The 13,880-nt window shown below is 59.8% G+C and carries 11 protein-coding genes; 3 read left to right on the forward strand and 8 right to left on the reverse strand.

Features of this window, described 5'->3' with window-relative positions:
• Positions 1 to 70: 70 nt before the first annotated feature.
• Entirely contained in the window at positions 71 to 1,201 is a 1,131-nt protein-coding gene (mtnA, locus tag IPK17_RS27990) for an S-methyl-5-thioribose-1-phosphate isomerase (RefSeq protein WP_343420990.1), read from the reverse strand.
• 109 nt (positions 1,202 to 1,310) lie between these two features.
• Between mtnA and IPK17_RS27995 the strand changes: the two genes are divergently transcribed.
• Together IPK17_RS27995 and IPK17_RS28000 are read left to right on the forward strand one after the other, a co-directional pair.
• Positions 1,311 to 3,284: a bifunctional aldolase/short-chain dehydrogenase gene (locus tag IPK17_RS27995; RefSeq protein WP_343420991.1), complete on the forward strand. Its 1,974-nt coding sequence runs from the start codon at positions 1,311 to 1,313 to the stop codon at positions 3,282 to 3,284.
• A 42-nt stretch (positions 3,285 to 3,326) separates the two neighbouring features.
• Positions 3,327 to 4,364 (forward strand): aldo/keto reductase, encoded by a 1,038-nt coding sequence (locus IPK17_RS28000; RefSeq protein WP_343421516.1) that lies wholly within the window; start codon positions 3,327 to 3,329, stop codon positions 4,362 to 4,364.
• A gap of 126 nt (positions 4,365 to 4,490) precedes the next feature.
• Here the strand turns inward: IPK17_RS28000 and IPK17_RS28005 are convergent, their stop codons facing one another.
• From IPK17_RS28005 to IPK17_RS28035, 7 genes are read right to left on the reverse strand one after another with little or no spacing between them, the layout of a single operon-like run.
• Positions 4,491 to 5,030, reverse strand: coding sequence for a sensor histidine kinase (locus IPK17_RS28005; RefSeq protein WP_343420992.1), 540 nt, complete (start codon positions 5,028 to 5,030; stop codon positions 4,491 to 4,493).
• Entirely contained in the window at positions 4,973 to 6,253 is a 1,281-nt protein-coding gene (locus IPK17_RS28010; RefSeq protein WP_343420993.1) for a CHASE4 domain-containing protein, read from the reverse strand. The genes IPK17_RS28005 and IPK17_RS28010 overlap by 58 nt, the downstream gene beginning before the upstream one ends.
• The gene (locus IPK17_RS28015) at positions 6,250 to 6,615 is read right to left on the reverse strand and encodes a response regulator (RefSeq protein ID WP_343420994.1); all 366 of its coding nucleotides are present in this window, start codon (positions 6,613 to 6,615) and stop codon (positions 6,250 to 6,252) included. The genes IPK17_RS28010 and IPK17_RS28015 overlap by 4 nt, the downstream gene beginning before the upstream one ends.
• 23 nt (positions 6,616 to 6,638) lie before the next feature.
• Positions 6,639 to 7,076, reverse strand: a complete 438-nt coding sequence (locus tag IPK17_RS28020; protein ID WP_343420995.1) for a response regulator — start codon at positions 7,074 to 7,076, stop codon at positions 6,639 to 6,641.
• A 10-nt stretch (positions 7,077 to 7,086) separates the two neighbouring features.
• The gene (locus IPK17_RS28025; RefSeq protein WP_343421517.1) at positions 7,087 to 8,289 is read right to left on the reverse strand and encodes a sensor histidine kinase; all 1,203 of its coding nucleotides are present in this window, start codon (positions 8,287 to 8,289) and stop codon (positions 7,087 to 7,089) included.
• The gene (locus IPK17_RS28030) at positions 8,174 to 8,977 is read right to left on the reverse strand and encodes a cache domain-containing protein (protein ID WP_343420996.1); all 804 of its coding nucleotides are present in this window, start codon (positions 8,975 to 8,977) and stop codon (positions 8,174 to 8,176) included. Before IPK17_RS28030 ends, IPK17_RS28025 begins: the two co-directional genes overlap by 116 nt.
• Complete coding sequence (locus tag IPK17_RS28035; RefSeq protein ID WP_343420997.1) at positions 8,974 to 10,029, reverse strand: ABC transporter substrate-binding protein; 1,056 nt, start codon at positions 10,027 to 10,029, stop codon at positions 8,974 to 8,976. Before IPK17_RS28035 ends, IPK17_RS28030 begins: the two co-directional genes overlap by 4 nt.
• A gap of 686 nt (positions 10,030 to 10,715) precedes the next feature.
• Here IPK17_RS28035 and IPK17_RS28040 point away from each other — a divergent pair.
• Positions 10,716 to 13,865, forward strand: coding sequence for a winged helix-turn-helix domain-containing protein (locus tag IPK17_RS28040; RefSeq protein WP_343420998.1), 3,150 nt, complete (start codon positions 10,716 to 10,718; stop codon positions 13,863 to 13,865).
• Positions 13,866 to 13,880 lie beyond the last annotated feature (15 nt).

Here is a 13,880-nt window from a genome sequence, read left to right on the forward strand (position 1 = left end):
ATGGGAGCATTCATCAAAGTATTGAGAAAGTCAGTCAGCCCCGATTATCCGGCTATCCGTGCGGCGACCGTCAGCGGGACGCCAGCCGCCGCTTTTCGGGATACAGGTTGAGAATCGCGTCTTCGTCGGCGGCAACGACACCCCGCTCGGTGATCAACCCGGTGACCAAGCGCGCCGGAGTCACGTCAAACCCAAAGTTGGCGACCGGGCTGCTTTCCGGCGTCAGCCGCACTACCTCGATGGCGCCGCTCGCCGTTTGCCCATCCATGTACTTGACCTCGTCCCCGCCGCGCTGCTCAATCGGAATCTCGCGCAGTCCGTCACGCATGTCCCAGTCGAAGCTAGACGAAGGCAGCGCGACGTAGAACGGCACGCCGTTATCGTGCGCGGCCAGCGCTTTGAGGTACGTGCCGATCTTGTTGGCGACATCGCCTGTCACGGTGGTGCGGTCGCTGCCGACAATGCACAGATCGACCAGCCCGTGCTGCATCAAATGCCCGCCGACGTTGTCCGCGATCACCGTGTGCGGCACGCCATGCTGCCCGAGTTCCCACGCTGTGAGGCGCGCGCCCTGATTGCGCGGTCGCGTCTCATCCACCCACACATGCACCGGCAGGCCGCGGTCATGTGCGGCGTAGATCGGCGCGGTCGCCGAGCCGTAATCGACAAACGCCAGCCACCCCGCGTTGCAGTGTGTCAGGATGTTGATCGTCTCTCCCGGCTTGCGTTCGGCAAGGGCTTCGATCAGTTGAAGGCCATGCGTGCCGATGTTCCGGCAGTTCTCCGCATCTTCCGCGGCGATGCGCAGCGCGGTCTCACGCGCACACGCGATCATCTCGTCCAGCGGTTCGACCTGCTGAAGGGCTTCTAGCTGGCGATCCACTGCCCATGCGAGATTAACCGCGGTCGGGCGCGTCGCCTTGAGCTGCGCGCCTGCCGCCTCGACGTACTCCCAGAAGGCATGGCGGGTCGTTTTGGGCGCGGTCAGCACGGCGATATACATACCATAGGCGGCGGTCACGCCAATCAGTCCGGCTCCGCGCACGATCATCGCCTGAATGGCGTGCGCTACCTCAGCCACGGTGCGCAGATCGAGCACGACAAACTCGTGCGGTAACCGGCGCTGATCAATGATCTGGACAATCGTCGGGTCATCTGGCTTCAGCCAGATGGTCTGATAATGCGTGCCGCCAACTTTCATGAATAGGCCTTTTAGTCAGAGTGCGGAAGGTGGCGCAATTATAGCGTTTTCACGCGAATACAGGCAGAATCAGTTGCAGCTATCCGCCGCACTTCAGGAGCCGTTTGTGATGTCCAGCCTTTGGAATGACGCCGAGGCCGCCGCTTATGCTGGCGATCTCGCGCAGCGCGTATATACCTCTCGCCTACTGGGGCGCGATCCCGCGCTGGTGCTGCATGGTGGCGGCAACACCTCGGTCAAACTCACCGAACCGGATTTACTCGGTCGCCCGGAGGAGATCCTCTACATCAAGGGGAGCGGCTGGGATCTGGCGACCATCGAGGCGGCGGGCTTCGCGCCGGTGCGCCGCCGCGCTCTGCTCGACCTGGCGACACTGCCCGCGCTCTCCGACAAGGCGATGGCCAATGCCATGCGCTGCGCCATGACGGATGCCGCCGCGCCGTCACCCTCAGTCGAGGCGATTTTGCACGCCGTGCTACCACACAAGTTCGTCGATCACACGCACGCCGACGCGATCATCGCGCTGACCAACACCCCCGACGGTCGCGACCATGTGCGCCGGGTTTATGGCGACAGCGTGGTGATCATCCCGTATGTGATGCCCGGGTTCAAACTCGCGCGCCTGTGCGCAGAGATCTACCCGCAAGCGGCACACGCGGGGACAGTCGGGATGGTGCTGCTGAATCACGGCATTTTCTCGTTTGGTGCTGATGCTCGCGAATCCTACGAACGCATGATCGAACTGGTTCAGCGCGCGGAAACGTATCTCGCCAACCGGGGCGCGTGGCACATCGCCGTGCCCGAGATCACCGTGTCAAACAAAGCACTGCGCGCTGAACGCGCCGCGTTACGCAAAGCCGTCTCCGCGGCAGCAGGCACGCCGCTGATCATGGCAGCGCATACCGACGCGCAAGCGCTCAGTTTTGTCCAGCGCGCCGCTGTGAGCAAGATCGCGCAGCAGGGACCAGCCACGCCGGATCACGTGATCCGCACCAAACGCCTCCCGCTTATCGGGCGGGATGTGGCTGCCTATGTGCAGGCTTATGTCGAGTATTTTGATGCACACAAACCGCGTGCCGACGCGCCGCTGACCATGCTCGACCCCGCGCCCCGCATCATCCTCGACCCGGAACTCGGATTAATCACGCTGGGAAAAACCGCCAAAGATGCGGCCCTTGCCGCAGATATCTACCGCCACACCATCGATATCATCCTCCGGGCGGAAGCGCTCGGCGGGTATCAAGCGCTGTCCGCCGCTGACCTGTTCGACATGGAGTACTGGGAACTGGAGCAAGCCAAGCTCAAAGCGCCGACTAAAGCGCCCATCTTCACTGGGGAGATCGCGCTCGTCACCGGGGCAGCATCGGGCATCGGCAAAGCATGTGCTGAAGCCCTGCTCAAGCGGGGCGCGGCGGTGATCGGGCTGGACATCAACCCGACGATCACGACGCTGTTCCCGCGGCGCGACTTCCTCGGCCTCATGTGCGACGTGACCGACGAGCCGGCGATTCAGCAGGCGTTGGAAGCGGGCGCCCAAGTGTTTGGCGGGCTGGATATGCTCGTGTTGAACGCGGGCATTTTCCCGCCGAGCGCAAAGATTCAGGCGCTGCAGCTCGATTACTGGCAGCGCGTTATGCGCATCAACCTCGACGCCAACGTCGTGCTGCTGCGCGAGGCGCACCCGCTGCTCAAGCTGGCGCCGAACGGTGGGCGCGTGGTCATCGTCGGATCGAAGAATGTACCAGCGCCGGGGCCGGGCGCAGCGGCTTATTCGGCGTCCAAAGCGGCCATGAATCAACTGGCGCGGGTGGCGGCGCTCGAATGGGGTGCGGACGGCATTCGCGTCAATACGGTGCATCCCAACGCGGTGTTCGACACGGGGCTGTGGACGGAAGCTGTGCTGCAAGCGCGCGCCGCCAACTATGGCTTGACCGTCGAGCAGTACAAGACGAACAATGTGCTGCACGTCGAAGTGACCAGCCACCACGTCGCCGAATTGATCGCCGAGCTGTGCGGCCCGGCCTTTTCGCGCACGACGGGCGCGCAGGTGCCCATCGACGGCGGCAATGATCGCGTGATCTAGAGTTTATTCATCAGAGGAAACTCTGCAGAAAGGGAACACATGATGGAATATCGGTTACTGGGCGGTTCCGGGTTTCGCGTGCCGGTGCTGAGCCTCGGCACGGCGACCTTCGGCGGCGGGGGCGATTTCTTCAGCAAATGGGGGACGAGCGATCTTGCCGAAGCGACGCGCATGGTCGATCTCTGCCTCGACGCGGGCGTGACGCTGTTCGACACGGCGGATGTGTATTCGACCGGGCTGTCGGAAGAGATTCTGGGTCAGGCGATTCAGGGGCGGCGTGACCGGCTGCTGCTCTCTACCAAGTCGACCTTCCGCATGAGCGATGATCCGAACGACGTAGGCTCCTCGCGCTTTCACATCATCCGCTCGGTGGAAGCCAGCTTACGACGCCTCGGCACCGACTACGTCGACATCTACACCATGCACAGCTTCGACGCGAAAACGCAGGTTGAAGAAACCTTGCGCGCATTGGACGATCTCGTCAGCGCGGGCAAAGTGCGCTACCTCGCCTGCTCCAATTTCTCCGGCTGGCATCTGATGAAGTCGCTCGCCGTGTCCGACCGCTACGGGTGGTCGCGCTATGTCGCGCATCAGGCGTATTACTCGCTCGTCGGGCGCGAATACGAGTGGGAGCTCATGCCGCTGGCGCTCGATCAGAAGGTCGGCACGCTGGTGTGGAGTCCGCTCGCGGGTGGTCGCTTAAGTGGGAAGTTCCGCCGCGCCAACCCCATGCCGGAAGGCACGCGCATTCAGCAGGGCGGCGGCGAGGGACCGTCGCTGCCAGCAGACTGGTTCTACAACCTGATCGATGTGTTGGACGCGGTCGCCGCCGAAACGGGCAAATCGGTCGCGCAGGTGGCGTTGAACTGGCTGCTCCAGCGTCCGACAGTCGCCAGCGTGATCATCGGCGCGCGCAACGAAGAGCAGCTTCAGCAGAATCTCGGCGCGGTCGGCTGGAACCTCAGCACTGAGCAGGTCGCCCGGTTGGACGCGGCCAGCGAACGCGAGAAAACGTACCCCTACTGGCACCAAAACGGCTTCCACGAACGCAATCCGTTCCCGGCAGCCCCGCCGCGTTAAGCGGAAAAACAACGGACGCGATCCAGTGTATGGATCGCGTCCGCTGACATAGGTGCTTGCTCGTAGGGGCGCACGGCGGTGCGCCCCTACAACCCCATATTCGACTATTTACCGCACATACGGTGCCTAGATACTTTGGGCCTGCAGTGTGAGCTGCTGCGCGCTCGGCATCGACTTGGTGAGCCGGGGTAGCGCCACGATAAACTTCTTGCGGTCGTCCTCATCCGTTTCGAGACGGATACGCCCCATGTGCATCTCGATGATCGTCTTGGCCAGCGACAAATGCAGGCGCGTCCCCGTCTTGTCGGCTTCGGTCGGCACAAAGAACGGCATCAGCAAATCGTACAGATCCGCCGCGCGGAAGGCCTGCGTCTGACACGAGATGCTGAGGACGGACCAGTTCATATTCTCGACGACGCGATGGCTGAGCTGAATGCGAATCTCACTCTTGGCTTCCGCCGACTGCACGCAGAAGCGCGTGATATTGCTCACGGCGACGCCGAGCCGTTCCGGGTCACCATCGACCATCGGCGCGGGCGTATCACAGGCCACGGTCACCCGCAGTTCCTTGCGAGCAATCCGCGAATTCAAGCCCGTAACCGCGGCATTCACCAGCGTTTGAAAATCGATGGGCTGGTGCTCGATGGGGATGATGCCCCGCTGCATGTGCGACATCTCGACCATTGACTCAGGTGCGCGAAGAAACGATCCTTGTGTTCCTGCTCAGCGCGAAGCGCGACATTCTTGCGTTCCATTTCTTCGTTGAGCGCGGCCATCGTTTCGTCGTAGTGCTCAATATCCTGGAGCAGCACATTGATCTGCTGCGCGAGCTGCGCGACTTCGTCGTTCCCATCAAACTCAATCCGGCGATCATGCTGTTCCGGCGCAATTTCACGCACGCGCCGCGTGAGCGTGCCGATGCGCGAGATCACCAGCCCATCCAGCAGAATGAACGTGAACGCAACGAAAATCAGCCCGACAAGCAGCAGGGCGGTCAAGAAATAGTTCTGAGTGGCCACCCCTTCGAGATAGATATTGCGTGCCATGCTCACGCGCAGCATGAACAGCGGATTCCCCGCTAAATCATTCAGGCAGCGATAGCCATAGACGAGGTCGTTAGCGACCGACAATCTGAAGGGACTGTCATCAGCCAGCATCTCCGCGTACACAGTAACCACGTCAGCGGGCAGATCCGGCGCTGCTAAATCGTACAGCGACAACTCGTGCCCAACGCTTTCGATGAGCACCGCCATATCATCCGACTGCAGAAAACGGGCAAAAATGAGGCTGCCATTCGGCTCGGTGGCATGCGTGCTCGGCACAATCGGCGCGGCGGCAGCGAGCATAATCCCCTGCGGCGTTGCGATCAGCCCGGCGCTGCGGTTCTGGCTCGTCTCATAGTCGAACAACGCGTCCGTTGACAGAATCGTATCGCGCACCGCTGCCGGAACATCAAAGACTGTTCGCGGTTGTTCGGGATCATAGAGCCGCTGGTAGACGACAGTCCCCGCCTCATCGATGAACAGCACGACGTCGACTTTGAACGACTCGAAGAAGTACGACTGTAGATTGGAGTTGATGTAGCTGCGATCACCGGATTCGGCAAAGTCGTAGGTGTCATCCCAGTGACCATAGTCGCGGGTGATGTTCGCCAGAAAGCCGATTTGTTCCTTGAGCGCGATTTCACCGCGGTACAACGTCTCCTGAACCGCCTGCCGTTCCAGATTCTGGTAACCGCGTTCCAGAATGGTGCGGCTGACCACGTAAATGGCGATAAAGCACAACGCCAGTACCACCAGCGTGACCAGCAGCGCTTTCGTGCGCAGGCTCGACATCAGCGATTGCGCCTTGAAGTGCCCTAACTTCTCCCGCCAGACTGGTTTATTCACGAGAAAATCGCACCAATATCCTGCGCGAACGTGGGCAGCACGGGCTTAGGAAAGCATTTGACGAAACCAGCGTTTTCCGCGTCTACGGCGACGACCGGGTCATAATAGGCGGTGACGGCAATACACGGGAGTGCCGCGGTCGCCGGGTTTTCGTGGATGGTGCTGAGGAGCTGCCAGCCATCGACTTCCGGCATAGCCAGATCGAGAATCGCCAGCGAGTACGCGTTGTTGGCCAGATACTCCAGCGCTTCATACGCGTTGGCTGCAACATCAACCTCGATACCGTTGTAGCGAAGGATGTGAGCCAGTACCTGACAGCTTGCCAGGTCGTCATCGACAATCAGGGTTCGGGCGAGGTTCATGTCGTGTAGTCCTTTGATCGTAGTTATGCAGAGAGAGCTTCGGTGAATTCCGGGATGATGATGAGCAGCTGCAGCAGGTCCTGCATGAAAGTGGACGGCGTCAACGGCTTGGACATGTAATTGTGACAACCAGCGGCAATCGCTTTCTCACGGTCGCCGAGCATCGCATGGGCCGTGAGCGCGATGATCGGAATCGGCGCCAATACGGGATCCGCTTTCAGGCGCTTGATCAGTTCCCAGCCGTCCATGACCGGCATAGAGAGATCGGTCACGATGAAGCGCGGACGCACGCTGCAAATCAGATCCAGCCCTTCCTGACCGTTGACCGCTGTGCTGACGTTTGCGCCATAAAAGTCGAGCAGAATGCGCGCCACTTCGAGGCTGCCGGGGTCATCGTCGACGACCACCACCTCCCAGCCATACAGGACGCCGCGATTCGGGGGATTGAGACGGGCTACCATATCAGCTCCTTCAAGAAACCAGTTCAGCTTCGCTGACGATGGGGGCCGGGAGCGTCACGATGAACTCGATGCCTTCGCCGACCGTGCTCCGCACCGCGACCGAGCCGCCCATAGCGTTGCACAGCTTACGCACGACGGCGAGACCTAAGCCCGTCCCTTCATACTTGCGATTGGACGTGCTGTTCACCTGCCGGAACTCATCGAAAATGAAACCGAGCGCGTGCGAGGGGATGCCAATGCCGGTATCCGTCACGCGCAGGAAGAGCAGTCCGTCGTCCCACTGCAAGTGCAATACAATGGTTCCCGCGTCCGTAAACTTCACCGCATTGCCCAGCAGATTGATCGCGATTTGCGTGACGCGGGCTTTGTCGAGCTTGAGCACGGGCGGAACCTGCGGCTCGACGACCGTCTTCAGCGCAAGCTGTTTATCAGTCGCCAACACGCTGATCTGCGTCGTCCAGTCGTCGACCATGGCGCGCACGGGCGTCGGCGCATAGACGAATTGCACGCGCCCAGCTTCAATTTTGGACACATCGAGGATGTTATTGATCAGTTCCAGCAGGTGTTTGCTGCTGTTGTAGATGCTGGACACCATCGGGCGCGTGATCGGGTCAAGCTGGCCAGCCATACCCTCGAGCAAGATTCCGGAGAAGCCGATGATGGCGTTCAGCGGCGTGCGCAGTTCATGCGACATGGTCGACAAGAATTCTGACTTCAAGCGGGACGATTCCGCGGCGGCTTCCGTCGCGATCTGCAATTCGGCGATCAGGTTTTCACGTTGGTGAGCCTCCGCCGCCAACTGCTGATCACGCTGGTGCAGACGCGTGGTCATCTGGTTGAACGCATCGGTCACAGAACCCAGCTCGTCCGAGCGCACAATCGGAATGACCTGACTGAGCTCACCCCGCCCCACGCGCGCGGCACCGGCGGCCAAGGTGGTCAGCGGCTGAAAGATGTAGCGGCTCAACTGGCGTGTCATCACAAACAGAATCACGGCGTAGAAACCCGCCATGATCGCGATGAGCAGCAGCAGCGCGGTTCGGCTGACGCCAAACGCTTCTGCTTCTTGGACTTCGGTAACGATCAGCCAATTCGTCTCAGCAACCGGGCTGGTCGCCGCCAACACCGATTGCCCCGCAAGGTTCGTAGTGATGCCCGACCACGCCATGTCCGGTTGCGCCCGCAGTTGACTGAGACCCGCCTGATTGAACATGTTGACGCGGTTGATGACAGCCGCGCGATCCGGTATGCGCGAACAAATCACCTTCCGCATCGATCACATACGCCGTCCCCGTTTGGCCAAAGCGAATGCTGTCAACCGTATCCCACAGCACATTCATACTTAAGCGCGCGGCCACCACGCCGCCATCAGGCGCGGGCGCAGATACGATCAAATACAGCGCATTATCGCCCGTCAACTGCACCTCGCTGATGTAGCGCTCGCCGGCAAGCGCGCGCGCAAACCAGGTCGATTGGCGCATGGTAAGCTGCTGCGCCAGCGTCGCCTCATCCCGGTAAGCGGAGACATACACCTGACCGCGTTGATCAAGTCGCAAGAGTTCGAGCAGCGCATCATTTTGCTGCAGGAGATCGTCAGCGAATTCCGGGCGCAGTTCGAGATACGTTCGCTGTATCAGCCCAAGCGTGTCGAGCGGCACCAGCGCATCTTCGACGAAATGCGCTACGGTCGTACTCGCGAAGGCCGCCGCTTCCGCCTGCCGATCATGCCACGACTGTTCTTCGGTGCGGTAGATGAACGTATACACGGCCACGCTGATGAGCACAAACGGCACCAACAGCCCCACCCCAATGATGATGGGCAGGCTTTTGCGCACGCTGATCGTGGGCGTAAATGGCCCGGTCGGCAGCGTGGCTGGACTGGGCACAGACGTTAGGGTCATGGTGCATCCCCTTCTTCATAGCGCTGCCAGATCGCTTGACGCAGGGCGTACCCCTCCGCGCTCAATGGCAGTCCAATTTCGGCATTTTGCAGCATGGTCTCGGTCGGAAATATGGCGAGATTATTGCGAATTTCGGCTGGCACTAAGTCCTGCACGCCTTCGACCGTCGTCGCATAACCGGTGGCGACGACGTTCGCCGCGCTGATATCCGGCCGCAGCAGGAAATTCAGGAAGAGTTCGGCAGTGGCTTGATGCGCGCTGTTCGCCGGAATAACCAGATTATCCCCCCACAACAGCGCGCCGTCTTCGGGGATGACATACTCAATCGGCAGTGAGGGATCACTGGCGGCAAACAAATCGTAAACCCAACCGTAGGCCAGCGTCAGCTCACCACTTTCCAGCAGTCCAATCGAGGTCGCCAGACTGGGATCAATGATGGTGGCATTGGCACGCAGGGCGCGCAGACGCACCAGCGCGGCTTCCAGTTCCGCCGGGTCTTCCGAGTTGATCGAGTAGCCGAGGCTTTTCAGCGCGATGTTGATCATGTAGCTCTGAAATTCCCAGATACCAACTTTCCCCGCGTAGCGCGGATCCCACAGCGCATCCCAATTACGCACCGGATCCGGCACCAAATCCGTCCGTACGAGGATGCCTGTTGTCCCCCAGTGAAACGGGATGGTGTAGCGATTATCGGGGTCATGCACCAGATTGCGGAAATTGGCGGATACATTGCGGAAGTTCGGGAGATTCTCGTAATTGAGCGGAGCGAGCAGCCCGGCCTGAATTACCTCGGGAATGTAGTCATTGTCCAGCAGCACCACATCGTAGCTGGGGGTGCCGCGCATCGCGGCAATCGCTTCGTCGGCGTCCGTATAGCTGGAGGGGACTACCTCAATGCCGTATTCCACTTCAAAGGCTTCGAGCACCGACTGCGGAATGTAGTCCGGCCAACCATAAAATGAAAGACCGCTGACCGGCGGCTGCGCGGTGGGCGGTGCGGATGTCGAAACGGTGGGGGAACATCCCAGTAATGTGACTGCTAACGTAGCCAAAAAGGCGCCGAAGCGCAACCCGCCAGCAGTGCTGGTGGCTGGGCGAGTCAATATGGGCTGAGAGCGGCGCAGGGATACGTTGGAAAAAACCATTCTTTGTTCGCAGATCAGGGTAGTGATCGAATGTCCTTAGTATATTTGTTTACAAACTTATATTGATCGGCAGTGCGACTAGTTGTTTTGGGCGGATTTTGCCTAGACGAAAGAACAGTTCAAATGTTCTAATATTTACGTTAATAACTCCATCTTCTGCAGGTCACTTTCCCCGTGATTCTCACATTACCCGCGCCAAGTGCCCCAACCTGGCGCGATTTCTAGGCGATTCTCCATCGAACATTGAGAATCACTTAGATTGCCGAACGCACTGCAGCTGCCCAACGACCAGCGAATAGAACTTAAGTCATAGTCAGACCATGGCAGATGACCTTACGTGCGCACTTGTTCGGGATGATAATACGAATTAGTGGTGGTATTTTGCAGTCTGGGCACAACTTGAGCGACAAGCGGATCGGAACTAATTCCTAACGCGCTCGCAACTGGCGACCCAACTGCCCGGCAGTCTAGACATGGCTGAATCGCGCAAAAAGTGATCGTTATAACATTCCAACGATTCATTTCTTGAAATTTGTTAATATTCACATGAAACTAGAATTTGTCGCTATTTTCGGGCACCTCACGAGCGAGGTATGAGCCAACAGTTACGCGAACAGCAAATTCCACGCTTAGCCAGCGCCATTGAGCGCCCACGCGTGGAGCACAGCCTCGAGCAGGTGTTTGATCACCGATTGCTGCTCGTGTGCGCCCCAGCCGGTTTTGGCAAAACCACTGCCGTCGCGCAGTTGGCTCGATCAACGCCGCATACTGTTATATGGCATACGATTGATGAACAGGAACGCGACTTTCCGATCCTGTATCAGCAGTTCACCGCCGCTCTGCAGAACGTCTTCCCGCGCCTGACCATTGATGCCAATCCTCCCTCGTATGAACCCGGTGAACTCGCCGTCAGCCTGACCAACCTGCTGCGCAAAACGCCTGAAGACAAACTGCTGATCATACTGGACGATGTGCAGAACATCAGCGGCTCGTCGATTTGTGAGGCGTGGTTGCAATCGTTCGTGTCGCTGCTGCCATCCAAATGCCACCTGATTCTGATCAGCCGCACGCCGCCCGCACTCTCGCTGACTGAAATGATCGCCCGCCGCGAAGTCGTCGCCATGAGCGAAGAGGAACTGCGGTTTACGAACAGCGAAATCGAAGAACTCGCGCTGCACATGCGCGGTGCGCGCGTCGGCGCGAGTGAGGCCGAAGAACTCACGAATCGCCTGCAGGGTTGGCCCGCGGGGATCATTCTCGCGCTGCGTCCCCTGCCGACCGCCGTCGAGCAGCTGCTGCCTACGGGCAGCGTCACGCCCGAAGCCCTGTTTGATGCGCTCGCCAGTTCCATGCTCGACGCGCAGCCCCGCGGCCTGCGCGAATTCCTGCTCGCCTCCTCAACCCTCGCCCGTATGACGCCGGAACTCACAGCCAATGTACTCGGCCTGCAAAATGGCGCGGCGTGGCTCGGCGAAGCGCTCGAACAGAATATGTTCCTGTCCCGCGTTCCCGGCGGGCTGGCCTATCACAAGCTCTTTCGCGCGTTCCTGCAGCGTCAACTGCGGCGCATCAATGAAACCGCCTTCGTCGATTTACACCTGAAAGCCGCCCGCTATTTCGTCGATCAGGGCGAGCTTGTGCAAGCGTTTGAGCACTTCATGATCGGGGGTGCGGCTGATAAAGCCAGCGCCGCTATCGATGGTGTGCTGCATCTGTACTTTGCGCAAAGCCGCGCCGAAACGCTGCTCCAGTGGAATACCGAGCTGCAAAACGCGGGGATCAACAATGCGAAGCTGCTGTACTACGCGGCTATCATCCACATCGACCGCCTGAACTACGAAGCGGCGACGCCTGAGCTTGATCAGGCAGAAGCGCTCTTCCAGCAAGAAGGTAACGGCGAGCGCGTCGCGGAAATTCAGCTCCAGCGCGCCCGTATGAACCTCATCAACGGCTATTATCTGGCGGCGATTGCGGGTGCGGAGAAACTGCTGCACCGCACCGAGGACGCGACCAATCTGCATGGGCGTGCGCTGCGCGTCATCGGTTTCGCCTATTTGCGTCTTGGCAACTCCGATATCGCGGTGAAATATCTCGAAGAAGCGCTGCCGCTCAGCCGCGACAACGGCGATAAGCTGGCGCTCTCCAGTCTGCTCCAAGATCTGCAGATCGTCTACCTCCGTCTCGGTCGGCTTAGCGAGGCGAGCGCCTGCCTGCAAGAAGTCGTCGCGCTGCGGCGTGCGCTGGGCATTTCCAGCCTGCTGGCGCGCGCGCTCAACGACCTTGGCTACCACTACCATCAGCATGGTGACTATACGCAAGCCTACGCGACCATCCAAGAAGGTTTGAGCGTCGTCGCGCGCATTCGCAACAAACGCATCGAAAGCTATCTCCTGTGGAGTCTGGCGGACTTGCAGCGCGACCGCGGCAGCTTTGACGAAGCGTGGCAGTTGTACAGCCGCGCGCTGGAATTCACGGGCAACCGTGACCCCAACCTGCGCTGCAACGTGCTCATCAATGCATCGATCTTGCGGCGCTGGCAAAACGCATGGATCGAAGCCGCGTCCCTCGCCGAAGAAGCGGTCGCCTTAGCCGAAACCCACAGCCTCGGCATCGAAACACTGGTCGGTCAGGCGCACTTCTGGGCGGTGCAGGGCTTACAAGGCGATGCGTCGAACGCCTTCGAACAGCTCGTCCGTCTCGGTCAGGCGCTCAGTCAGAAGCATGCCGTGAGTGAAGCCGCGCAGGTGTTGGCGCTGTGCGCTGAAGTCAGCCTCGCGCAAGATAATCAAGCGCGCGCCCGGCACTACCTTGACAGCGCGGCGGAACTCATCAACCTCGGCGCGAGTGCGCAGCCGGTCATCGCGGAACTGACCTACACGCCGAAGCTGCAAGGGTTTGCCCTCGCCAACAGCGGCAGCTACCCCCACCTGATTGCGCGCCTCAAACATCTACAGAAGAGCCGTGTCGGGACAGCGGTCGTCACCCGCCTTGAAGATCGGCTGGCAAACGACTACACCTACAGTCTGCGCATCCTCACGCTCGGCAAAGAGAAGATCGAGCGCGACGGCGTGCCGATTCTCCCCGGCGAATGGCGCGCGACCGCCGCCCGCGAACTGTTCTTCTACCTGTTGTTCATGGGCGCGAAACGCCGCGAGGAGATCAGCCTCGACTTCTGGCCGGACACCGACCCGCAGAAGGTACGGTCGAACTTCCACACAACGCTGTACCGCGTGCGGCAGGCATTGGGCGACAACATCATCGTCTTCAAGGATGATCAGTACATGATTCATCCCGACCTCGACATCTGGTGCGATGCGCACGAGTTCGAAAAACTGGTGGAACGCGCGCAAGACCTGAGCGTGCGCGACGCTCGCACCGAAGACCTGTATCGCCGCGCCGTCGACCTGTATCAAGGCGAACTGTTGCCGCTGCTGGATCAGGAATGGCTGACCCCGTACCGGGAAAACCTCGGCGAGCTGTATCTGGAAGCGCTGATTGGTTTGGCGCGCTGTGGTCAGGCGCGGCGCGATTTCCGGCAGGCGTTGAAGTTGTTCAAGCAGGCGCTCAAGGTCGACCGTTACCGCGAGGACGTGCACCGTTCGATCATGATGTGTTACGCCGAACAAGGGGAAAAACACAAGATCTATGCCCATATTCAAGAGCTGAAGAAAATTCTGTGGACTGACTTAAGAACCGAACCATCAAAAGATACTATTCATTTAGCCAGAACTTTGCTCAGCTAGAACTCATTTTTGCCG

The sequence above is a fragment of the Candidatus Flexifilum breve genome (assembly GCF_016713355.1).